Annotated in this window: 21 protein-coding genes and 1 other annotated feature; all 21 genes read right to left on the bottom strand. The window is 62.1% G+C overall.

The genetic code is table 11. The annotated features are described in order from the left end of the window. Positions 1-35 precede the first annotated feature (35 nt). Positions 36-1,358, bottom strand: coding sequence for a trigger factor (tig, locus tag WMO66_RS05930; RefSeq protein ID WP_349135468.1), 1,323 nt, complete (start codon positions 1,356-1,358; stop codon positions 36-38). 144 nt (positions 1,359-1,502) lie between these two features. Beyond that, positions 1,503-2,195 (bottom strand): metallophosphoesterase, encoded by a 693-nt coding sequence (locus WMO66_RS05935; RefSeq protein WP_349135469.1) that lies wholly within the window; start codon positions 2,193-2,195, stop codon positions 1,503-1,505. Positions 2,196-2,209: 14 nt separating this feature from the next. Next, the gene (locus tag WMO66_RS05940) at positions 2,210-3,121 is read right to left on the bottom strand and encodes a dipeptidase (RefSeq protein WP_349135470.1); all 912 of its coding nucleotides are present in this window, start codon (positions 3,119-3,121) and stop codon (positions 2,210-2,212) included. Beyond that, on the bottom strand, positions 3,118-3,483 hold the full coding sequence (locus WMO66_RS05945) for a YraN family protein (protein ID WP_349135471.1): 366 nt from the start codon (positions 3,481-3,483) through the stop codon (positions 3,118-3,120). The genes WMO66_RS05940 and WMO66_RS05945 overlap by 4 nt, the downstream gene beginning before the upstream one ends. After that, a complete protein-coding gene (rnhB, locus tag WMO66_RS05950; RefSeq protein ID WP_349135472.1) occupies positions 3,473-4,078 on the bottom strand; it encodes a ribonuclease HII in 606 nt (201 codons plus the stop codon). The genes WMO66_RS05945 and rnhB overlap by 11 nt, the downstream gene beginning before the upstream one ends. 101 nt (positions 4,079-4,179) lie before the next feature. Beyond that, positions 4,180-4,407 carry a hypothetical protein gene (locus WMO66_RS05955; RefSeq protein ID WP_349135473.1) on the bottom strand — a complete coding sequence of 76 codons (228 nt, stop codon included), beginning with the start codon at positions 4,405-4,407 and terminating at the stop codon, positions 4,180-4,182. Further along, entirely contained in the window at positions 4,392-5,279 is an 888-nt protein-coding gene (gene ylqF, locus WMO66_RS05960) for a ribosome biogenesis GTPase YlqF (RefSeq protein WP_349135474.1), read from the bottom strand. The genes WMO66_RS05955 and ylqF overlap by 16 nt, the downstream gene beginning before the upstream one ends. Beyond that, a complete protein-coding gene (gene lepB / locus WMO66_RS05965; protein WP_349135475.1) occupies positions 5,272-5,919 on the bottom strand; it encodes a signal peptidase I in 648 nt (215 codons plus the stop codon). Before lepB ends, ylqF begins: the two co-directional genes overlap by 8 nt. A 139-nt stretch (positions 5,920-6,058) precedes the next feature. Continuing rightward, positions 6,059-8,695, bottom strand: coding sequence for a valine--tRNA ligase (locus WMO66_RS05970; protein ID WP_349135476.1), 2,637 nt, complete (start codon positions 8,693-8,695; stop codon positions 6,059-6,061). A gap of 47 nt (positions 8,696-8,742) precedes the next feature. Beyond that, positions 8,743-8,952 (bottom strand) — a binding site (T-box leader). Between the two features lie 36 nt (positions 8,953-8,988). Continuing rightward, the gene (locus WMO66_RS05975; protein WP_349135477.1) at positions 8,989-10,698 is read right to left on the bottom strand and encodes a phospho-sugar mutase; all 1,710 of its coding nucleotides are present in this window, start codon (positions 10,696-10,698) and stop codon (positions 8,989-8,991) included. A 236-nt stretch (positions 10,699-10,934) separates the two neighbouring features. Continuing rightward, complete coding sequence (locus WMO66_RS05980) at positions 10,935-11,486, bottom strand: hypothetical protein (protein ID WP_349135478.1); 552 nt, start codon at positions 11,484-11,486, stop codon at positions 10,935-10,937. A gap of 47 nt (positions 11,487-11,533) precedes the next feature. Further along, positions 11,534-12,040 (bottom strand): hypothetical protein, encoded by a 507-nt coding sequence (locus WMO66_RS05985; protein WP_349135479.1) that lies wholly within the window; start codon positions 12,038-12,040, stop codon positions 11,534-11,536. Between the two features lie 9 nt (positions 12,041-12,049). Beyond that, the gene (locus tag WMO66_RS05990; RefSeq protein ID WP_349135480.1) at positions 12,050-12,550 is read right to left on the bottom strand and encodes a hypothetical protein; all 501 of its coding nucleotides are present in this window, start codon (positions 12,548-12,550) and stop codon (positions 12,050-12,052) included. An 11-nt stretch (positions 12,551-12,561) separates the two neighbouring features. Continuing rightward, positions 12,562-13,122, bottom strand: a complete 561-nt coding sequence (gene rsmD / locus WMO66_RS05995) for a 16S rRNA (guanine(966)-N(2))-methyltransferase RsmD (protein ID WP_349135481.1) — start codon at positions 13,120-13,122, stop codon at positions 12,562-12,564. Beyond that, complete coding sequence (gene uvrC / locus WMO66_RS06000) at positions 13,119-14,948, bottom strand: excinuclease ABC subunit UvrC (protein WP_349135482.1); 1,830 nt, start codon at positions 14,946-14,948, stop codon at positions 13,119-13,121. The genes rsmD and uvrC overlap by 4 nt, the downstream gene beginning before the upstream one ends. Positions 14,949-15,028: 80 nt before the next feature. Further along, positions 15,029-15,289, bottom strand: a complete 261-nt coding sequence (locus WMO66_RS06005; RefSeq protein ID WP_349135483.1) for an HPr family phosphocarrier protein — start codon at positions 15,287-15,289, stop codon at positions 15,029-15,031. Positions 15,290-15,400: 111 nt separating this feature from the next. Next, entirely contained in the window at positions 15,401-17,776 is a 2,376-nt protein-coding gene (locus WMO66_RS06010; RefSeq protein ID WP_349135484.1) for an endonuclease MutS2, read from the bottom strand. A 24-nt stretch (positions 17,777-17,800) separates the two neighbouring features. Beyond that, positions 17,801-18,544 carry a DNA repair protein RecO gene (recO, locus tag WMO66_RS06015; protein WP_349135485.1) on the bottom strand — a complete coding sequence of 248 codons (744 nt, stop codon included), beginning with the start codon at positions 18,542-18,544 and terminating at the stop codon, positions 17,801-17,803. A 215-nt stretch (positions 18,545-18,759) separates the two neighbouring features. Further along, positions 18,760-19,644, bottom strand: coding sequence for a GTPase Era (gene era / locus WMO66_RS06020; RefSeq protein ID WP_349135486.1), 885 nt, complete (start codon positions 19,642-19,644; stop codon positions 18,760-18,762). Between the two features lie 166 nt (positions 19,645-19,810). Beyond that, the gene (locus WMO66_RS06025) at positions 19,811-20,359 is read right to left on the bottom strand and encodes a GNAT family N-acetyltransferase (RefSeq protein WP_349135487.1); all 549 of its coding nucleotides are present in this window, start codon (positions 20,357-20,359) and stop codon (positions 19,811-19,813) included. Beyond that, positions 20,356-20,850 (bottom strand): rRNA maturation RNase YbeY (gene ybeY / locus WMO66_RS06030; protein ID WP_349135488.1); only part of this gene is annotated, 495 nt, incomplete at its 5' end. The genes WMO66_RS06025 and ybeY, both read right to left, overlap by 4 nt.

Genomic DNA, 20,850 nt, shown 5'->3' on the forward strand with positions numbered 1-20,850 from the left:
GGAATCAGAAACATTCTAACCGCTCTGCAGGCGGATTATTCCTCGGAGGCAGGAGCCTCTTCGGCGGCCTCGGGGGCCTTGGGTGCAACGGCGACAGCGGATTCGGCGATGAGACGGGCAGCCTTGCGCAGCTTGAGATCGCTCTTCAGGCCGTCGGCGTTCAGGGCCTTCTTGACGTCGTCCAGCTCCATCTTGTAGCTCTCGGCGAGCTTCTTGTACTCTTCCTCGCACTCTTCCTCGCTGACCTCGATGTTCTCAGCGGCAGCAACGGCGTCCAGCAGGACGTTCGTGCGGACAGCGGCCTGAGCGGACGGGCGCAGGCTGTTTCGGATGGCGTTCATGTCGCCGCCCATCATCTGGGCATAGGCCTGCAGGGAAGCGCCCTGGGAGCGGAGCTCATAGTCCATGCGCTCCATCTCCTGATCGAGCTCCTCGTCGACCATGCTGTCCGGGATTTCGACGGTCATGTTGGCGGCAGCCTTCTCGACGGCGGCGTTCTCGAACGCGCGGTCGATCCCGGCCTGCTTTTCGTCGCGGATGCGCTTCTCGATGTCGGCGCGCAGCTCGGCGACGGTGTCGAACTCAGAGACGTCCTTGACAAACTCGTCGTCCTTCTCGGGAACGACGGTCTCCTTGACCTCATGGACCTTGACCTTGAAGACGACAGGCTTACCGGCAAGCTCCTCGGCGTGATAGTCAGCCGGGAACGTGATGTCGATGTCCTTCTCCTCACCGGCACTCATGCCGGCGACCTGCTCCTCAAAGCCGGGGATGAAGGTGTGGGAACCGAGCTTCAGCTCGTAGTTCTCGCCCTTGCCGCCCGCAAAGGCCTTGCCGTTCTCAAAGCCCTCGAAGTCGATCACGGCGGTGTCCCCCTCCTGTGCCGGGCGGTCGACCGTGGTGATGCGGGCAACGTTCTGGGCCATGCGGTCCAGCTCGGCCTCGACCTCGGACTCCTTGACCTCGACCTCGGCCTTCTCGATCTCGAGATTCTTATATTCGCCAAGCTCAGCAACGGGATACAGATCCGTCACGATCGTCAGCGTGACGGCGCCGTCGTCGGCGATGTCCATCTTGGAAACGCTCGGGCGGCCGACGGGACGGATGTCCTGCGTCAGGACGGCATCCTTGTAGATATCCGGGAACATATCCTCGACAGCGTCCTCAAAGAAGACATGCTTGCCATAGGCAGCCTCGATGACCATACGCGGAGCATGACCCTTGCGGAAGCCGGGGATCATGATATCCTTGCGGTACTTCAGATAGGCGCGGTTCAGGGCAGGCTCCAGCTCCTCACGGGTCAGTTCCACCGTAACGGATGCGCGGGTCGCTTCTTTCTCTACGCTTTTGACATTCATTTCTAACATCCTCCTATGTGCTGCGCCGGTCGGCGCGCATTGATACATTGATGAATCCGCACTATTTTATCAGACTATTCACAAAAAAACAAGTCGATTTTGTGAATTTTCGGTTTTTCCGCAGGAAAATTACAGGGAAAATATTCAGCGAAGCCGGATCGGGGCAAAATTCGTATAATCCGCAGCGCAGAGCCGGTAGGTCACGCCGTGGTGCACGCCCTCGATGGCAAGGCGGTGGCTGCTGCCATGCAGGTGGCCGTAGCAGCATTCCTTCACGCCGTAGCGCTCGAGGAGCGCCAGAATTTCCGGGCATTCGTAGCCGCGGTAGCGCGGCGGATAGTGCAGAAAGCACAGCTTTTCGGGCGTATCTCCCGCCGCGCGGAGCGAGGCCTCCAGACGCAGCAGCTCCCGCTTGAAAATTTTATCGTTATGACTGCCGTCCGGCGCGTCCTCTTCAAAGAACCAGCCGCGCGTGCCGGTCAGGGCGATGCCGTTATAGAAATAGCAGTTGTTATTCAGCAGATACAGGTCCGGAAAGCCGTTTTCCTCGCAGAAGCGGTAGAATTTCGCGGCCGTCGTCCACCAGTAATCGTGATTTCCCTTGACGATGATCTTCCGCCCCGGAATGGCGGCGATCATGGCAAAATCCTCGCGCGCGCCGTTCAGGTCCAGCGCCCAGGACAGGTCCCCGAGCAGGACGGTCGTGTCCTCCGGCCCGATGACGGACAGGCCTTCGCGGAGCTTGTCCACATAGCCGACCCACGCGCCGCCGAAGACGTCCATCGGCTTGTCGCTGCCGAGGGAAAGATGCAGGTCTCCAATCGCGTAAAGGGCCATCCCTCACGCTCCTTTCATTGCAGCAGTTGCAGAAGGTTCCGGAAAAAGATCCGGTCGAGCAGGTCCGCGGGATAGCCCGCAGCCTGTAAATACGCATAAAACGAAGCCCACGAGGAGACGTCCGTAAAGCCGCGCGCCAGCTCGTCGCAGCCGTCGAGGTCGCCGCCGAGGGCCACATGGTCCTCGCCGCAGAGCGTGAGCATGTGCTCGAGATGGGCGCGCAGCGTGTCGAAATCCGCTCTCCCGCCGAGGAACGGCGGATAGAGGTTCAGGCCGACCGTGCCGCCGGTCTGCGCCAGCGCGCGCAGCTGATCGTCCGTCAGGTTCCGCGTATAGTCGCACAAAGCGCGGCAGTTGGAATGGCTGGCCAGAATGGGGGCCTGCGTGCAGTCCATGAGCTGCCAGAACGCAGCTTCGGACAGATGACTCACATCGATCCGCAGGCCGAGCCGCTGCGCCTCCCGGACAAAGTCGCGCCCGCGCGGCGTCAGGCCAAGCGCGGAGCCGTGCCAGCCCGCAAGCGCGTTGTCGGCATTCCACGTCAGCGTGAGCATGCAGAAGCCCTGCTCCCGCAGCCATTCGAGTCTGCCCGGGTCGCAGCCGATGACCTCGCAGCCCTCCACGGACAGCAGCGCGGCGGTCCTCCCCTGCTCCGTCAGGCGCAGGGCCTCCGCACCGTTTGCGGCAAAGCCGATGCGGCTGCGGTTCTTCTCCACCTCGCGGCACAGGAGGGCCAGCGGCTCCGTCAGCAGGCGCTCCGTCCCGCCGCCGGGCCGGCCGGCGTTGCTGCAGAACGCAAAGACCTGGGCATAGGCCTCCAGTCCGGCCGCCTTCTGCAGGTCGATGTGGCAGGAATTCCGTTCCAACCCCTCCCCGCGCGTCCAGAGCTCATAGGCGGTGTCGCAGTGTCCGTCAAACAGCTTCATGAAAATGCATCCTCCAGATGCCGGATCTCCGGCCGCTTCGTCTGCGTGCCGTTCGGCGCGTAGACCTCGATCACATCGAAGCGCGGCTGCTTCGTCTGTTCCGGGTGCTCACATAAGTACAGCTCCGCCGTGCGACGGATGCGTTCCTGCTTGTGCCGGTCGACAAATTCCAGCGCTTCGGCAAATGCGGCGCTTTTGCGCAGCTTGACCTCGACAAAGACGAGATAGTCGCGGTTTTCCGCGATCAGGTCGATCTCGCCGAGGCGGCAGCGGTAATTCGCCGCCACGATGGTATAGTGCCTGCGGCGCAGATAGGCCGCCGCAGTCTCCTCGCCCCAGCGGCCCGTCAGGTCATTCCGCATGGAGGTTTTTCAGGAAGGTACGGCGATGGATGGGGCACGGACCGAATTCGCGCAGCGCGGCATAGTGCGCGCGCGTACCGTAGCCCTTGTGCGTGGCAAAGCCGTACTGCGGATATTTTTCATCCATTTCCAGCATAAAGCGGTCCCGCGTCACCTTGGCCAGAATAGACGCAGCCGCGATATTGGCGCTCAGGCTGTCGCCCTTGACGATCGTCTGCACGGGAAGGCCGAAGTCCGTCTCGCGGTTGCCGTCGATCAGGGCGATATCCGGCCGCACCCGGAGCTGGTCCATGGCGCGGCGCATCGCGAGGAACGTCGCCTGCAGGATGTTGATCTCGTCGATCTCCTGCTCGGAGGCAAACGCGATGCCGTAGGCGAGCGCCTGCTCCGTGATAATGTCATACAGCGCCTCGCGGCGCTTGGCCGTCAGCTTTTTCGAGTCGTTCAGGCCGGGAATGTCCAGCCCGCGCGGCAGGATGACCGCCGCAGCACACACCGGCCCGGCCAGAGGGCCGCGCCCGGCTTCATCCACGCCGCAGACCGTCTCATAACCCGCCTCCCAGCAGCGGTTTTCGTAATTCCAAAGTTCCGTCATGCCAATTCCTCATTTATCTTAGGCAATACCGCACAATTCAGCAAGTGCATTCGGCGAAAAATGTCCGGCGAAGGCCGAAGGAGAATGATGCAGTGTTGCCCTTAGTCATCCGGTGTGAAGCTCAGGCGCTGATGCAGGCCGTCCGCCACCACGTCGAATATGATGCTGCCGTCTTCGTTGTCCGTGCGGTCCATCGTGACGTCCTTACCGCGGCAGTATGTCCGCGCGACGGCCTCCGGGTCCGAGGTCTCCACCTCACTGACGAACACGTCGCGCATCTGGTTGTTGCTGCAGAGATTGAAGATCTCGCGAATCAGTTCGTAGCGCATGCCTCTGTCCTTTCCGGAGGGTCCTCCAGCGTAAAGCGGCCGATCTTACAGCTGCGGTATTCCTCCAGCAGCACACGCGCCATGCGCTCCGTGTCGATCTCGCCGCGCGCCAGCAGGAAGCCGCGGCGGCGGCCCGCCTCGGTCAGCAGATCATAGCCGGAGGCGTCCTCCGGCGGGTCGAGCTTATAGCGGGCGCGCATGGCCTCGGGGTAACGCGCCCAGAGCATGGCCGCCAGATGGCAGGCCAGCGTCTCCACATCCAGTACGTCGTCCTTGACCGCGCCGGTATAGGCCAGCCTGCGGCCGACCTCCTCATCGTCGAATTTCGGCCAGAGGATGCCCGGCGTGTCGAGCAGCAGAAGGCCGCTGTCCACCGTGACCCACTGCTTGCCGCGCGTGACGCCGGGGCGGTTCTCCGCCTTTGCGCCCTTGCGCCCGGCGATCTGATTGATGAAGGTCGATTTTCCCACGTTCGGGATGCCGACGATCATCAGCTTCAGTGCGCGGCCGGTCTGACCCTTGTCCGCATAGCGCTGCAGCTTCTCCGCCAGCATGGAGCGGACGGCGGGCACGAAGCGGTCGATGCCGCGGCGGCTCTTGCAGTCCGTGCGCACAACGGTCATGCCCTGCGCCTGCCAGTAATTCTGCCAGACGTCCGTAGCGGCCGGATCGGCCAGATCGATGCGGTTGAGGATCATCATGCGGGGCTTCTGCCCGCAGATAGCGTCAATGTCCGGGTTCCGGCTGGAAAACGGGATGCGCGCGTCCACGATCTCGCAGACGGCGTCCACGAGCTTGAGGTCAGCCTCCATATTCCGCCGCGTCTTGGTCATGTGGCCCGGATACCACTGGATATTCATGCGTTCATCCATTGTCCACCGCTCCGATCCGTCCAAAGTCCCGCGAGCTGCTCTCGCCGCAGCCTGGGAACAGAATGCACAGCACCTTGCCGATGACCTGTGATTCCTCGATCTGCCCAATGGAGGCATAGCGGCTGTCGGCAGAACGGTTGCGGTTATCGCCCATCACGACGAGGCAGCCCTCGTCCACGGTCACGGGGAAGCTCGTGCGGTCATAGTAGGGCAGCACCATCGGTTCCAAGATATAGGGCTCGTCCAGCGGCTCGCCGTCGACGTAGACCGTGCCATAGCCGTTGCCGTCGTAGAGGATATCCACAGTCTGACCCTCCGTTGCAATAACGCGCTTGACGATCGGCTCGCCGTTTTCAAAGCTCTCCTTGCGCGCGACGATGACGTCGCCCTGCTCGAGGTCGCCCATAAACAGATTGCTCAGCAGTGCCACATAGTCGCCGTCCTGCAGCGTCGGCATCATGGACGGTCCGTCCACGCCGACGAGACGGACAAAGAACACAAACACGATCGTGATCGCGGCCAGAATATAGACAAGGTCATGCAAAAGCGAGTAGCAGTCATAGAGCGGATTTTTCGGTTCCTTCTTCGGAGTCTGCTCCTGCAGGTCCTCCATCGGCTGCTCCGCGTCGAAATTCTCCATCAACGTCATCCTTCCTGTCTGGCGGCAGGCCGCCATTCATTCAGGATAAATTATACACCAACTCGTTCCAGAAATAAAGCCCAAAAAACGGAGCTGCCGCAAATCCATGCGGCAGCCCCGAAATGGCGGTCGATAAAAATCAGAGATCCTTCAGCCGTGCTTCGCTCTCCTCGAGCTGACGCAGCAGGGCGGCGTACTTTTCGGCCTTCTCCTGCTCTGCGCGGACGACCTGCTCCGGTGCCTTTGCGGCAAAGCCCGGATTGCCAAGCTTGGCCTGCACACCGGCAAGGCCCTTCTGAACCTTCTCCTTCTCTTTGGCGATGCGGGCAAGCTCCTTGTCCACATCCACAAGCTCCTCCATCGGCAGGAACAGCTTGGCGTCGTGCGTCACGCAGGACACCATGGAGCCATGCCCCTCCGGCTCCTCAGCCAGGACGACGACGCGCTCGGCATAGGCCAGACGGGTGATGAACGGGATACCGGCAGAGAACAGGTCCTGCTTCTCCGTGACGATATAAAGCGTCGTGCGGCGCGCGGGCGGCACGTTCATCTCGGCACGGCGGTTGCGCACGGCGCGGATGGCCTGCATGATACTCTCCATGCCATCCTCCTCCGCCTGGAAGCAGAGATCCTCGCGGAACTTCGGCCAAGCGGCGACGATCAGCGCCTCGCCCTCGTGCGGGATGGCCTGCCAGATTTCCTCTGTGATGAACGGCATGAACGGGTGCATCAGGCGCAGGATCTGGTCGAGCACATACAGCAGCACCTGCTGGGCAGAGCGCTTCTGAGCCTCGTCCTCGCCATAGAGGCGGGCCTTCGTCAGCTCGATATACCAGTCGCAGTAGCTGTCCCAGATGAAGTCATAGATCTTCTGGACGGCGACGCCGAGCTCATACTTGTCGAGGTTCTCCGTAACGTCGGCAATGAGCGTATTGAGCTTCGAGAGGATCCACTTGTCGGACGTCTCGAGCTCGGACAGGGCGGGCAGCTCGTTTTTGTCGATGCTGAGGTTCATCATGACATAGCGGCTGGCGTTCCAGAGCTTATTGGCAAAGTTGCGCATGGCCTCGCAGCGCTCGATATAGAAGCGCATGTCGTTGCCGGGCGAATTGGACGTGAGCATGTTCATGCGCAGGGCGTCCGAGCCGTAGCGGTCGATCATCTCGAGCGGATCGATGCCGTTGCCGAGGGACTTGGACATCTTGCGGCCCTTGTCGTCGCGGACAAGGCCGTGAATCAGCACGGTGTGGAACGGCGGGCGGCCCGTCTGCTTGCAGGCCGAGAAGATCATGCGCGCGACCCAGAAGAAGATGATGTCATAGCCCGTCACGAGCACGTCCGTCGGATAGAAATACTGAAAATCCTCCGCATTCGTGTCCGGCCAGCCGAGGGTCTCGAACGGCCAAAGCGCCGAGGAGAACCAGGTGTCAAGCACGTCCTCATCGCGGGTGATATGCTTGCTGCCACACTTTTCGCAACAGGTCGCATCCTCGCGGGAAACGGTCATATGGCCGCAGTCGGCGCAGTACCACGCCGGGATCTGATGGCCCCACCACAGCTGACGGGAGATGCACCAGTCGCGGACGTTCTCCATCCAGTTCGTATAAATTTTCGTGAAGCGCTCCGGCACGAACTTCGTCTCGCCGTCGTTCACGACGCGCAGCGCCTCTTCGGCCAGCGGCTTCATCTTTACAAACCACTGAGCGGAAATGATCGGCTCGACGTCGCGGTGGCAGCGGTAGCAGGTGCCGACATTGTGGTTATACGGCTCGACCTTGACGAGGTAGCCCTGCGCCTCGAGGTCAGCGACGATCTGCTTGCGCGCCTCATAGCGGTCGAGGCCCTGATATTTGCCGCCGTTCTCGTTGACGACGCCCTTGTCGTCGAGGACGCGGATGACCTCGAGGTTGTGGCGCTGGCCGACCTCAAAGTCGTTCGGGTCGTGAGCCGGCGTCATCTTGACGCAGCCGGTGCCGAAGTCCATTTCGGCATAGTCGTCCGCCACGACGGGGATCTCCTTGCCGACGAGCGGCAGGATGACGTTCTTGCCGACGATGTCCTTGTAGCGCTCGTCATTTGGATTGACGCACACGCCGGAGTCGCCGAGCATGGTCTCGGGCCGGGTCGTCGCGATGATGACCTCGCCGGAGCCGTCTGCCAGCGGATAGCGCACATGCCACAGATGGCCGGGCTTGTCGACATATTCGACCTCGGAATCGGACAGGGCCGTGACGCAGTGCGGGCACCAGTTGATGATGCGGCTGCCCTTGTAGATAAGGCCCTGCTCATACAGGTTCACGAACACCTCGCGGACGGCCTTCGAGCAGCCCTCGTCCATCGTGAAGCGGGCACGGTCCCAGTCGCAGGACGCGCCGAGGCGCTTCTGCTGCTCGACGATACGGTCGCCGTACTGATGCTTCCAGGCCCAGACGCGCTCGAGGAACTTCTCGCGGCCGAGGTCATAACGGGTCTTGCCCTCCTTGCGCAGCTCCTCCTCCACGCGGATCTGCGTGGCGATACCGGCATGGTCCACACCGGGGATCCAGAGGGCGGAATAGCCCTGCATGCGCTTGAAGCGGATGAGCACGTCCTGCATGGCGGCTTCCATGGCATGGCCCATGTGGAGCTGGCCTGTGACATTGGGGGGCGGCATGACGATGGTAAAGGGCTTCTTGTCCGGGTCGCGCTCGGCATGGAAATAGCCGTTGTCTACCCAGAATTTGTAGAGCCGGTCCTCAACGTCGCGCGGCTCGTAGGTCTTTGGCAGTTCTTTCATAGTCTTCTCCTTTTTGACGATAAAAATCGCCCTGAGCTTCATAATATGCTCAGGGCGATGCAGATTACCGTGGTACCACCTGAATTCCCGCCATGGGCGGGCACTCTGGCTCTGTAACGGGAGCACCCGTGCGGCCTACTGCAGGTTCGGCACGCCCGCTCCGAAGCGACCTTCTCCCGACCTGCGCAGGGGCTTTCAGCAGCCGCCCCCTCTCTGCAGCGCGCGGATGGGATACTCCTCTTCTTCCATGCGTTTTCACTATGCGGTTATGATAGCCGAAAACCGGCCGGTTGTCAAGCGTTTTTGGGCAGATAGCCGCTCATTTCGGCGGCCATATCGTCCAGCAGCTTCATGGCTGCCGCGCGGTCGGTGTCAACGGCGGTCAGATAAATCTTGACCTTCGGCTCCGTGCCGGACGGACGCAGGATGACCGTACCCTTCTCGCCGAGCTGAAGCACGAGCACATTGGACTTCGGCAGCGTGACCGCTTCCTCCGTGCCGTGGACGAGATCGCGCGTGACGCGCGCCTGATAGTCCGTGACGGACGTGACGGCGATGCCGCACACGGCCTTCGGCAGCTCGCGGCGCATCTGCGCCATAAAGCCAGCGGAAATTTCCATGGCGTCCGGGCCCTGCAGCTCGCAGCTCAGCACGCGCGCCTCATGCCAGCCGAAGCGGCTGTAGAGCGCGTCCATGTGCTCGGCCAGATTCGTTCCCTCACGCTTGAGCGCGGCGGCGAGGTCGCAAGTCAGCATGGAGGCAACGACGGCGTCCTTATCGCGGGCATACGTTCCCTTGAGGTAACCGCAGCTCTCCTCAAAGCCGAAGACGAAGCGGTTTTCCTCGTGCTTCTGCTCGAGGGCGAGGATCTCACCGCCGATGTACTTGAAGCCCGTGAGGACCCTGCGCATCTTCACGCCGTAGCTTGCGGCGATCTTGTCTGCCATCGGGGTCGAGACGATGCTGCGCACGGCGACGGGGTCTGCCGGGAGCGTGCCAGCCTTCTGCATCGTGCCGAGGATGTAGTCCAGCAGCAGGCAGCCCAGCTCGTTGCCGCTGAGCTTGCGGAAGCCGCCTTCCACCGGGACGGCCACGGCCACGCGGTCGCAGTCCGGGTCCGTGCCGAGGATGAGGTCCGGGTGCGTCTCGCGCGCGATCTTGTAGCTCTCGTTCAGCGCGGCGTCCGTCTCCGGGTTCGGATATTCGCAGGTCTTGAAATCGCCGTCCGGCTTTTCCTGTGCGGGGACGACGGCGACGTTCACGCCGATGCGGCCGAGCACGGTGCGGACCGGCTTGTTGCCCGTGCCGCACAGCGGCGTGTAGAGCAGATTCAGGTTATCGGACGGGACAGTGGCAAGGCGCTCGCCGAGAACGGTCTCATAGTAGCGCTCCCACAGCTCCGGCGCGATGAATTCCACGCCGCCCTCCGCAAGGAAGTCCTCAAAGCTCTTTTCCGCCGGGAGGAAATACGGGATTTTCTCGATCTCGGCAAACACGCGGGCCGCCGGCTCGTCCGTCATCTGGCAGCCGTCCGGGCCGTAGCACTTGATGCCGTTGTAGATGCCCGCATTGTGGCTGGCGGAAACGACGATGCCGCAGCCGCAGCCAAGCTGGCGCACGGCAAACGAGAGCATCGGCGTCGGGGCCAGCTCATGATAGACATAGACATGCACGCCGCGCTCCGCGAGGGCTACGGCGCACAGCTCCGCATAGCGGCGGGAGTTGTGGCGGGAGTCATAGCCGATGGCGCAGCGCTGCGGCAGCTCCGTCGAGGTCAGCCATGCGGCAAGGCCCTGCGCCGTGCGGCGAACGGTGAAGTCGTTCAGGCGATTCGTGCCGATGCCCATAATGCCGCGGATGCCCGCGGTACCGAACTGCAGCTCCGCGCCGAAGCAGCCCTTGCGCTCCGTCTCGTCGTTCTGCATGGCGGCCAGCGCAGCGCGCCCGGCCTCATTCAGCGGCGCCCGCTCGCACCACTGCTGATAACGTTCCAGTTCCGTCATTTCAGCCTCCTAAAATATGGAATTAAAGTCATAAGCTCAGACTGTCAAATTTGTCATTGCGAGGCCCCGCGAGGGGCCGTGGCAATCTCGCAGGATCGGCTGCGGATTTTGGCAAGCCGGGGCGAATCCGAAGCCTGCTTCACGAGATTCCCACGTCGCTTCGCTCCTCGGAATAACACGACCGGGAAAGCTCACGAACGCCCCGCCCCAATGGGACGGGGCGCTGTGTCGTCCGGTTATTTCAAAAACGGTTCGATCAGGCGCTGCGTTTCCGCATCGTCTGCACGCGTCTCCCGCAGGGACTGCAGAAGGGCCTGCGCTTCCTGCTTCGTCTCCGCCGGGGCGATGACGAGCACCGGCGTGCCGGTCTCTGCAAACCCGCCCTCCGCGCCGCGGTGCAGCAGTGCGATGAACTGCTCTCCGGCCGCGTCGCACCAGAGCATATCGTCCTGCCAGAACATCCAATCCGAGTCGATGTCCGACGGCAGGATCAGGCTGTCCATGATGCGGCTGCCGTTTACGAATACGCCGCCCGGCTCGGTAGCTTCAAAGGAATCCGCGTGATTCCGGAAAAGGTAGTGATACGAAATGCCGCTGATGAGGACGGTACAAGGCTCCGCGGAGCCATCCTCCTGCAGAAGCATCGCCTGCATCGTCCGGCTTTCCGTCTTTGCAATCGGCGTGTTCCAATACGAAATGATCACGGTCCCGAGAACCACGAGCGCGGCAAGCGCAATACAGGCTGCGGCAATGGCAGCTGCATGCTTTCTGTTTTCTGAGGTTTTCATATAGCACCTTCCCTTTCAGCATAAAACGGGTAATCGTTAACCACGGGTCACTTGAGATAAGGGGAGATCGCGTTTTTTGTCTCATCCGGGAGCGCTTCCTGCAGCGACTGTAAAAGCTCCTGCGCCGCCTGCTCTGACTCTGCCGGAGCGACGACGAGCGACTGCATGCCGGGAAGCGGCAGGACGAGCGTGCTGCCGTCGGCTGCGATCCAGAACGGATCGGTATCCGCCTGCATCGTGAGCCACGGGTCAAAGGCGTCGTCCGGCAGGATGACGCCGGAGCAGATGCGCGTGCCGTCGACATAGATGCCGCCGTCCGTCCCCGTCTCGAACGCGCCGACTCTGCCGCCGAGCAAATAGGAGCGGGACGTGCCCGCGATGCGCACGGTGCACGGCGTGGCCGAGCCGTCCGGTGCGAGGGTCATGCCCTGCATGGTCCACTCGTCGGCGCGCTCTGCCGCATGGTCGCGGTTGGATGCGAAGAAAATGCCGATGCCGCAGACCACAAGGAGCGCAGCCGCGACGGCGGTAATGAGAATACGGTTCCGGCTCATGGCGCCGGTTTACACGTCTTCGATGATCGCGGAGTTGTTCTTGGCCTGCGGATTGACGAGGGCGCGGAACTTCGAGCGGGAATTGCGGATCTCGCTCAGAGCCTCGGCGACGGCCTCCTCCGTGCGGCGCAGGGAATCGTCGACGTAGTCGTTCGTGACCTTCTTGAGCTCCTTGATCTTATCCTGCGCGGCGCGCACCATATCGTTGGCCTGATTCTTGGCCTCGAGATAGATGGCCTCCTGCGAGACGAGCTGGCGGGCCTGTGCCTGCGCGGACTTCATGATATTCTCTGCCTCGCGCTTTGCGTTCGTAATGAGCTCGCTGCGGGAGTCCACGATGGTCTTTGCCTGCTTCAGCTCGCCGGGGAGCTGGTTGCTGATCTCGTCGAGCAGGTCGAGGACCTTTTCGCGCTCAACAGCGCACTTATCGCTGCTGAACGGCACGGAGCGTGCGTCCTGCACCATTTCATACAGGGTGCCGATCAATTCTTCAATGCCGTGTTCGTTCATGATATTGCCTCCTAATCGTTGCCGCCGCCCGCCCCGGTCTTGCGGAGCAGGGTGATGGTCGTTTTTCCGTAATGATAGTCTTTTGAGCGGGTCAAGCCCGGAAATTCCTCCGCAAGCGGTTTGCCGAGGGGTCTTTCTGTGATAATTATACCACCATCCGACAAAATGTCAATTTCCGATAGGCGCTGAATCGCTGTTTCGAGGGATTTTTCTGCATAGGGCGGGTCGAGGAAGATCAGGCGGAATTTCCGCCTGCACCGCGCAAGATACTGTGTGAAATCCGTGCAGACGACCTCTCCCCTGTCTTCAAAATGCGTGCGGCGCAGATTCTCGCGCACAAGGGCCGCGGCATCCTGCCGGTGGTCGACAAAAACGGCGCGTGAGGCTCCGCGGCTGAGCGCCTCGATGCCGAGCTGACCCGTTCCGGCGAACAGGTCGAGCACGTCGCCCGCGATGTCGAACTGGATGATGTTGAACAGGGCTTCCTTCACGCGGTCCGTCGTCGGGCGCGTGAGCATGCCCTCCGGCGTTTTCAGCTTTGTGCCGCGCGCCGTTCCGGTGATAACTCTCATGGCTGTGTTTGCTCCTGTCCGTGAAAATGGTCATAGACCGCCTGCGCCTGCGGCGCGGGCAGCACCTCCTGCAGCTCCTCCCGGCTGGCGGCGCGGATGGCCGCGAGCGAGCGGAAGCGGCGCAGGAGCTGATTGCGGCGCTTTTCCCCGATGCCGGGGATGGCGTCGAGCTGCGAGCCGCGCACATGGCGGCTGCGCAGGGTGCGCTGATAGGTAATGGCGAAGCGGTGTGTCTCCTCCTGGATGCGGCCGATGAGGGCAAACACCGCCGGATTGCTCTGGATGCTGATCTCCTGCCCGTCCGGCGTAACAAGGGCGCGCGTGCGGTGGCGGTTATCCTTGACCATGCCGAAGATCGGCAGAAAAACACCCATTTCGGACAGGGCGGCGCGGACCGTCTCGGCGTGCACGGCACCGCCGTCGATGAGCAGGGCGTCCGGGCGCTCGGAAAAGCCGCTGTCGCCGTCGAGATAATGACGGAAGCGGCGGCAGAGCACCTGCCGCATGGAGGCGTAGTCGTCCTGATCCGTCAGGCCGCGCACCTGAAAGCGCTTGTAATCGCTCTTTTTCGGCTTGCCGTCCTCGAAGACCGTCATGGAGGCGACGATATCCGTCCCGGCAATGTTGGAAATATCATAGGCCTCGAGGCGGCGTGGCGGTTCGCGCAGACCGAGCATGCTCTGCAGCAGCACGAGCGTGCCGCTCAGGCGCTCTGCCTTTGAGGTAGCGCGCTCGGCCTCCTCGCGGGCGTTTTTCTCCGCCAGCTCCACGAGCCTGCGGCCGTAGCCGCGTTGCGGCGTGCGGATGAGCACATGCTTGCCGAGCTCCTGCAGCAGAAGCTCCTCGAACAGTGCGGCATCGTCCATCTCCGCCGGGAGGAATATGCGGCGCGGCGCGGCCTTTCGCGTCAGATAGTACTGCTTGACGAGCGACGACAGCGCGTCGTCCGGCTCCTCCGGCACAGGCAGGACCTCATAGTCCTTATCCATGAGGTTGCCCTTGATAAAGTGCAGCACCGCGAAGCAGGCTTTCGCCTCCGTCTGGTACCAGCCGATGACGTCGGTGTCCGCCATCGTGCCTGCCGTGACGAGCTGCTTCTGCCCGAGCAGCTCAATGGCGCGCAGACGGTCGCGGTATTCCGCAGCACGCTCAAAGCGCAGCTCCTCGGCTGCAGTCTCCATCTTCTCCTGCAGCTCCTGACACAGGCTCTGGTGCTTGCCCTCGAGCAGAAGGACGGCCTGCTCCAGCCGCGCGTGATAGTCCGCCTGCTGCATGCAGGGCCTGCACCAGCCGTCGCAGCGCTCCATCTGATAGTTCAGGCAGGGCCGCTCCCTGCCGATGTCGCGCGGGAATTTTTTGGAGCAGCCCGGCAGGCGGAACGTCGTACGCAGAGCGTCGATGACCTGCTGCGTGCGCCCTCGGCTTCCGTAGGGGCCGAAATAGCGCGCGCCGTCGTCCGTGACGCGCGTGGCCAGCGTGATGACGGGATAGGCCTCACGCAGGTCGACACGCAGGTAGGGGTAGCCCTTGTCGTCCTTGAGCAGGATGTTGTATTTCGGCATATAGTGCTTGATGAGCGAGCATTCGAGCACGAGCGCCTCGAACTCCGTCGCGGCGGCGATCGTCTCGAAATGATCGACATTCGACACCATTTTGCGCGTTTTTGCATTGTGCGCCGCCGTATCCTGAAAATACTGGCTGACGCGGTTTTTCAGTTTTTTTGCCTTGCCGACGTAGATCACGGTCCCGGCGGCGTTTTTCATCAGATAAACGCCCGGCTCATAGGGCAGCGACAGCGCGGCCTGCTTCAATTCCTCACGGGTCATGCTTGCTCCATTCTGACGAGAAAGCTGCCCCAAACGCCGCCGATTCCGTGCGTTTGGGGCAGCCGTTCATGTTGAGCGGATCAGAAAATATCCTTGACGAGCATCTGCGCCAGCGTCTTGACTGCCGCTTCCTCGTCCGGGCCTTCGGCGATCAGCGTGACCTCCGTGCCCGTGGTGATGGCCATGGAGAGTACGCCCAGCAGGCTCTTGGCATTGATCTTCCGGTCGTCGACCTCGATCCAGATGCTGGAACGGAATTCATTGGCCTTCTGAATGAAAAACGTAGCCTGTCTGTTGTGCAGACCAGACTCACACTTGACCACCGATTTTTCTGTATACATCCTGTGTCACTCCTTCAAATTTGAGGCTGCGCGAGGTGATATGCTTCTCTTAGAGTATAACAAAACAGGGGCATTTGTCAACCATTTTCTCAAGTTTACCGGGATTTCCCGTCAAGCCAGCTCGGCGATGGTCACACCGTCCTCGCCCTCGCCGTAGACGCCGAGGCGGTAGCGCTTCACGCAGCGATTGCGCTTCAGCTCGTCCTGCACGGCCTTGCGCAGGACGCCCGTGCCCTTGCCGTGGATGATACGCACGGAGGCGAGATTGGCCATCATGGCGTTATCGAGGAAGATATCCAGCGTAGCAATGGCCTCGTCAGCCGACATGCCGCGCAGGTCCAGCTCCGTTGAGGCGCCCGCGCTGCGGAAGGCGCGCTGGCTGCGCTCGATGATCTTCTTGGCCTGCTGCTTCGTCTCCTCAATGAGATATACCTCGTCCGGCTGCGCCGTGACCTTCATGATCCCGGCCTGCAGCAGATAAGAGCCGTCCTTGTTGATGGCCAGCACGCTCGCTCGGGTGCCGAAGCGGACAAGCTCGACTGTGTCGCCGACGCGGATGGCACGCGCCGCCTGCGGACGCGGCTTCGGCGTGTCGTCGTGCCCGGCAAGGCGGTCTTCTGCCTCGTTGAGTCTGCGGCGCAGCTCGGTCTGCTTCGCGTTCGAGCCCTGCACGTCCGCGTTTTCCCGCAGCTGCTTGCGCAGCTGCTTCAGCTCGTCTGCGACCTCGTTCGAGGTGCGGCGGGCATCGTCGATGATGCTCTGCGCCTCGGCGCGGGCCGCGCGCACGGCTTTTTCGCGTTCGCGCTTGATCTCGGCGTAATAGGCCTCGGACTTCTCCTTCATCTGCTCCGTTTCCTGGCGCAGGCGCTCGGCCTCGAGCTTTGCGGCTTCCATCTGCTGGCGCTGCTGCTCGAGTTGGTTCAGGACGTCCTCAAAGTTGCGGTCGTTTTCGTTCACAAGGCTCTTTGCCTTGTCGATGATCGGCTCCGGCAGGCCGAGGCGGCGGGAAATGGCAAAGGCGTTCGATTTGCCGGGGATGCCGATGAGCAGGCGGTAGGTCGGCCGCAGCGTCTCCACGTCGAACTCGCACGAGGCGTTCATGACGCCCTCCGTGCGCATGGCATAGAGTTTCAGCTCGGCATAGTGCGTCGTGGCAGCCACGCGGCTGCCGCACTGGCGGCAGAACTCGATGAGCGCATTGGCGAGCGCCGCACCCTCGGCCGGGTCCGTGCCCGCGCCCAGCTCGTCAAACAGCACAAGCGTGTCGCGGTCACAGTCAGCGACGATGTCGACGATATTCTTCATGTGGGCGGAGAAGGTGGACAGCGACTGCTCAATGGACTGCTCGTCGCCGATGTCCGCCAGCACCTGCCGGAAGACGGAAATGGCGCTGCCGTGGTCCGCCGGAATGTGCAGGCCGCACTCCGCCATCAGCGTCAGAAGGCCGATGGTCTTGAGCGTGACGGTCTTGCCGCCGGTGTTTGGGCCGGTGATGATGAGCGTGTCGAAATCCGAGCCGAGCCGCAGCGAGACGGGAACGACCTTCTTGCGGTCGATGAGCGGATGGCGCGCCCGCACGAGCTCCAGACTGGCGTTCGTGCGAATTTCCGGCTCCATGCCGTCCATCTTGTGCGACAGGCGCGCGCGGGCAAAGATACAGTCGAGCTGCACGAGCATCTCATAGCTGTGGCAGATGCCCTCGCGGAACGAGGCCGCCTCGGCCGACAGTGCGGCCAGAATGCGCTCGATCTCCTTCTTCTCGCGGATCAGCAGCTCACGCAGGGCGTTGTTCGCATTGACGGCGGACATCGGCTCGATGAAGAACGTGCTGCCCGTCGAGGACACATCGTGGACCAGACCGGGAATTTCGCTCTTGTATTCACTCTTGACCGGCACGACATAGCGGTCGCCGCGCAGCGTGATGATCGGGTCGCGCAAATACTTGGAAAAACTCGGCGAGGAGATGATCTTCTGCAGCGAATCCTTGACCTTTGCGCTCTGGATGCGCATATGGCGGCGGATATCCGCCAGCTCGCTGCTGGCCGCGTCGGCGATCTCCTCCTCGGAGAGGATGGAGTTCGTGATCTTCTCCTCAAGATAGCGATTCGGCGAAAGCTCCTGAAAATAGACGTCCAGCACGGTCGGCTCGCCGTCCTCGCTGTAATAGGCCTTGACATTGCGGATGCAGCGCAGCACACCCGCAATGCGCAGCAGCTCCACCGGCGTCAGGCAGCCGCCGCGGTCAGCGCGCTCGAGGCTGGCTGCCACGGGCTTGAGCTCATGGAAGCCCGGCGCGCCCTTGCGGACGATCATGCCGCAGGCCGCCGTCGTCTGCTGCTGGAGCAGGCAGATCTCCTCCGCATCGTCCAGCGGCAGCAGGGCGCGGCAGCGGTCCTTACCGTCCTCGGAGTTCGCGCAGTCGGCAAGCTGGGCCAGCACGTTGTCCAGCTCCAGCTTGCGCAGGGATTTTTCGTACAGTTCTGTCATGGTACAGGTACCTCAGATATGGATTCAAAGAAATAGAGATTTATAGAAATCCAGCGTGGAAAAGCCGCGCTCCAATCGCGTGCAGAGATAGCTCTCCGTGATCTGCCCCAGCTCAGAGAGCGACGGCTCCGCAAGCCGGAACGAGAATACGCGCGAAGGCGGCGCAGAGTCCAGATAACGCAGGGCGGCACGCGTCCCGGCACTCATGGGAAGACGGATGTCGTTCTCTTCCTCCGTGCGGCAGGCAGCGCACTGCAGCACGCCCTGTGAGATATTGAAGCGGTCCGGCTCCGGCGCTCCGCACACGGCGCAGCCGCGCAGGTCCGGCTCATAGCCGCTCAGGCACATGGCGCGCAGCTCGAAGGCCGCCTTGACGAGCTTCTGCGGCAGGCCGAGCCTGCCGAGCGCATAGAGAGCGTTGAGCAGCAGTGATACGAACGGCGGATTCTCCTCGCCCTCCGGGCTGAGCACGTCCGCGGCCTGCGCAAAATAGGACGCCAGCGACAAAAGCTCCAGATCGTTCCGCAGCTCCGGAAACATCTCCTTTGCCGTGGCCTCCGTAACGGCATAGCGCCCGCCGCGCTCAAGCAGCGTGAACTCGGAATAGGCCAGCAGCTGGCAGGCCGCCTTGCTGCGGCTGCGGCTGCTGCGGACGCCGCGCGCCCGCACAGTCAGCTTGCCGTATTCGCGCGTCAGCACGGTCAGCAGCTTATCGCTGTCCTGATAGGCGACCTCGCGCAGGACGATGCCGTCTGTTTTGATGTACATGCTCCGACCTCCTGCAAGGCTTTGCGGGACGGCTCACCGCCCCGCTGAGGCCTCGCCGCGCGCCGGCTCCTGCCGATACAGCAGCCATGCCTCCGGCGCGCCCGTCTCCCAAAATATGCTCCAAAGCTGTTCTCTCGTCATGCAGCAGGCCTCCTGTCATCGGTGCTCCGTTTTTTGCAAACGGGCTGTCCTTAGGATAAGCCTGCTTTGCGCAATTATTCGTAGCCAAAGTTACGGATCATGGTCTGACTGTCGCGCCAGTTCTCCTTGACCTTGACCCACGTCTGCAAAAAGACCTTCGTGCCCATAAAGCGCTCGCAGTCCTCGCGCGCCTCCGTGCTGATCTTTTTCAGCATGGAGCCGTTCTTGCCGATGATGATGCCCTTGTGGCTGGCCTTCTCGCAGTAGATCGTCGCGTCGATGTCGATGACGCCGCTGTCGCGCTCCGAAAATTTCGTGATCTCAACGGCCGTGCCGTGCGGAATTTCACGCTCGAGGTTCCACAGCAGCTTTTCGCGGATGATCTCCGCCATGACCTGCCGCTCCGGCTGGTCCGTCGTCATATCATCCGGGAACAGGAACGGGCTGTCGGCCGCGTGGCGGGCGCACTCCCGCAGCAGGTCAGGGATACCGTCGCCGAACTTCGCGGACACCGGAACGACGGCGTCGAACTCAAATTTTGCGGCATAGGCCGCGATGACGGCAAGCAGATTCTCCTTCTCGACCGTGTCGATCTTGTTGATAACGAGGATGACCGGCGCATGCGCGGCGCGAAGCTGGCCGAGCAGCTCTTCCTCCTGCGGGCCGATGTGCGCGACGGGCTCGACGAGCAGCAGCGCGGCATCCACATCGGCGACGGAGTCGTGCACGACATTGTTCATATAGTCGCCGAGGCGCGTGCGCGGCTTATGGAAGCCCGGCGTGTCGACGAACACGAGCTGCGTGTCATCGTGCGTGACGATGCCGCAGATGCGGTTGCGCGTCGTCTGCGGCTTGTGGGAAACAATGGCGATCTTTTCGCCCACGAGGTGGTTGATGAGCGTCGATTTGCCGACGTTCGGCCGCCCCACGATCGTGATCATGGCAGATTTCTGGCTCATGGTTCTTCTCCTATGGTAAATTCAAAATCAGCTTGTTAAAATGTCCTTTCGGACATTTCCGCCAAGCTGCTTTCAGAATTGCAAAATCAAATTTTGCAGCATGATTTTGCAATTCTGCCGCTGCGGCGGGTGATTGAACGCGAAAGGACACCCTGACGGTTTTCTTTCACACTTTCCTTCCCTCCGAAACTTTCGGCTGGGCAGGTTTTTTGACAGTCTGAAATTCAAAATACATTTGGTCCTCGGCCCGGTCCGCATGGCCGCCGTGCACTGCGCCGACCACGCCGCCCAGGGCGCGGTAAAATGCCTGCGCGGGCAGATTGTGGCAATTGCAGCCGCAGAAAAACTTCTGGATGCCGCGCTCGCGGCAGAATTCGGTCAGCTGCGCAAAGGCGCGCCTGCCAAGGCCCGTCCGCCGGTAGCCCGGCAAAAAATACAGCGAGTTGAGGCAGAGTGCAAAGTCCTTATAGCGTCCGTAGGTGTACGGTCCGTATGTAAAATAGCCCACGCATTCCGCCCCGTCCATGGCAAGGAACACCGCGTTCGCCGGGTCGGCGATGCGGGCAGCGTCGCGCGCCGTATGGGCCTCGAGGTCATATTCGTCGATCATGGCATCGGGATAGATGCCGCGGTAGGTCGTATCCCACGCGCGGCGGCGCGTTTCGGCCAGCAGGCGCGCGTCCTCCGGGCTGGCGCGGCGGAATACGACGCTCATCGCTGCAGACCGAGCTGCCCGGCGATGATCTCCTCGCGCGTGCGCATCTGGCGCTTCATCTCGCCCTCGTCCATGTGGTCATAGCCCAGCAGGTGCAGGATGGAGTGGATCGTCAGATAGCCCGTCTCGCGGCGGAGCGAATTGCCGAAGCGCTTGGCCTGATCCCGCGCACGCTCGAGCGAGATAGCCATATCGCCCAGCGGCAGCAGACCGGTCTGCGGATCGATGTCCTCCTGCACGTCCTCCGGAAACTGCCCCGGCGTGAACTGGAACATCGGAAAAGACAGCACATCTGTCTCGCGGTCAATGTTCCGCATGGCGCGGTTGATGGCGCGGATGCCCGCGTCATCCGTGACGAGCACGTTGATCTCGCAGGGAACGTTCACATGCTCGGCCTCCAGCGCAGCGGCGATGCACTTGCGCAGGTGCAGCGTCAGCGGCAGGCTGCGGTCTGCGCGGTTGGAATAGCGCACAATGATCTGATGCTTCAT

Source organism: Faecousia intestinalis (genome assembly GCF_040096185.1).
Lineage (GTDB): Bacteria > Bacillota > Clostridia > Oscillospirales > Oscillospiraceae > JAZOXB01.

What these genes read in the sequence shown, in the direction of transcription:
- tig (WP_349135468.1), bottom strand. Translation starts at nt 1,358, where the DNA reads ATGAATGTCAAAAGCGTAGAGAAAGAAGCGACCCGCGCATCCGTTACG.
- WMO66_RS05935 (WP_349135469.1), bottom strand. Translation starts at nt 2,195, where the DNA reads ATGGCCCTTTACGCGATTGGAGACCTGCATCTTTCCCTCGGCAGCGAC.
- WMO66_RS05940 (WP_349135470.1), bottom strand. Translation starts at nt 3,121, where the DNA reads ATGAAGCTGTTTGACGGACACTGCGACACCGCCTATGAGCTCTGGACG.
- WMO66_RS05945 (WP_349135471.1), bottom strand. Translation starts at nt 3,483, where the DNA reads ATGCGGAATGACCTGACGGGCCGCTGGGGCGAGGAGACTGCGGCGGCC.
- rnhB (WP_349135472.1), bottom strand. Translation starts at nt 4,078, where the DNA reads ATGACGGAACTTTGGAATTACGAAAACCGCTGCTGGGAGGCGGGTTAT.
- WMO66_RS05955 (WP_349135473.1), bottom strand. Translation starts at nt 4,407, where the DNA reads ATGCGCTACGAACTGATTCGCGAGATCTTCAATCTCTGCAGCAACAAC.
- ylqF (WP_349135474.1), bottom strand. Translation starts at nt 5,279, where the DNA reads ATGGATGAACGCATGAATATCCAGTGGTATCCGGGCCACATGACCAAG.
- lepB (WP_349135475.1), bottom strand. Translation starts at nt 5,919, where the DNA reads ATGGAGAATTTCGACGCGGAGCAGCCGATGGAGGACCTGCAGGAGCAG.
- WMO66_RS05970 (WP_349135476.1), bottom strand. Translation starts at nt 8,695, where the DNA reads ATGAAAGAACTGCCAAAGACCTACGAGCCGCGCGACGTTGAGGACCGG.
- WMO66_RS05975 (WP_349135477.1), bottom strand. Translation starts at nt 10,698, where the DNA reads ATGACGGAACTGGAACGTTATCAGCAGTGGTGCGAGCGGGCGCCGCTG.
- WMO66_RS05980 (WP_349135478.1), bottom strand. Translation starts at nt 11,486, where the DNA reads ATGAAAACCTCAGAAAACAGAAAGCATGCAGCTGCCATTGCCGCAGCC.
- WMO66_RS05985 (WP_349135479.1), bottom strand. Translation starts at nt 12,040, where the DNA reads ATGAGCCGGAACCGTATTCTCATTACCGCCGTCGCGGCTGCGCTCCTT.
- WMO66_RS05990 (WP_349135480.1), bottom strand. Translation starts at nt 12,550, where the DNA reads ATGAACGAACACGGCATTGAAGAATTGATCGGCACCCTGTATGAAATG.
- rsmD (WP_349135481.1), bottom strand. Translation starts at nt 13,122, where the DNA reads ATGAGAGTTATCACCGGAACGGCGCGCGGCACAAAGCTGAAAACGCCG.
- uvrC (WP_349135482.1), bottom strand. Translation starts at nt 14,948, where the DNA reads ATGACCCGTGAGGAATTGAAGCAGGCCGCGCTGTCGCTGCCCTATGAG.
- WMO66_RS06005 (WP_349135483.1), bottom strand. Translation starts at nt 15,289, where the DNA reads ATGTATACAGAAAAATCGGTGGTCAAGTGTGAGTCTGGTCTGCACAAC.
- WMO66_RS06010 (WP_349135484.1), bottom strand. Translation starts at nt 17,776, where the DNA reads ATGACAGAACTGTACGAAAAATCCCTGCGCAAGCTGGAGCTGGACAAC.
- recO (WP_349135485.1), bottom strand. Translation starts at nt 18,544, where the DNA reads ATGTACATCAAAACAGACGGCATCGTCCTGCGCGAGGTCGCCTATCAG.
- era (WP_349135486.1), bottom strand. Translation starts at nt 19,644, where the DNA reads ATGAGCCAGAAATCTGCCATGATCACGATCGTGGGGCGGCCGAACGTC.
- WMO66_RS06025 (WP_349135487.1), bottom strand. Translation starts at nt 20,359, where the DNA reads ATGAGCGTCGTATTCCGCCGCGCCAGCCCGGAGGACGCGCGCCTGCTG.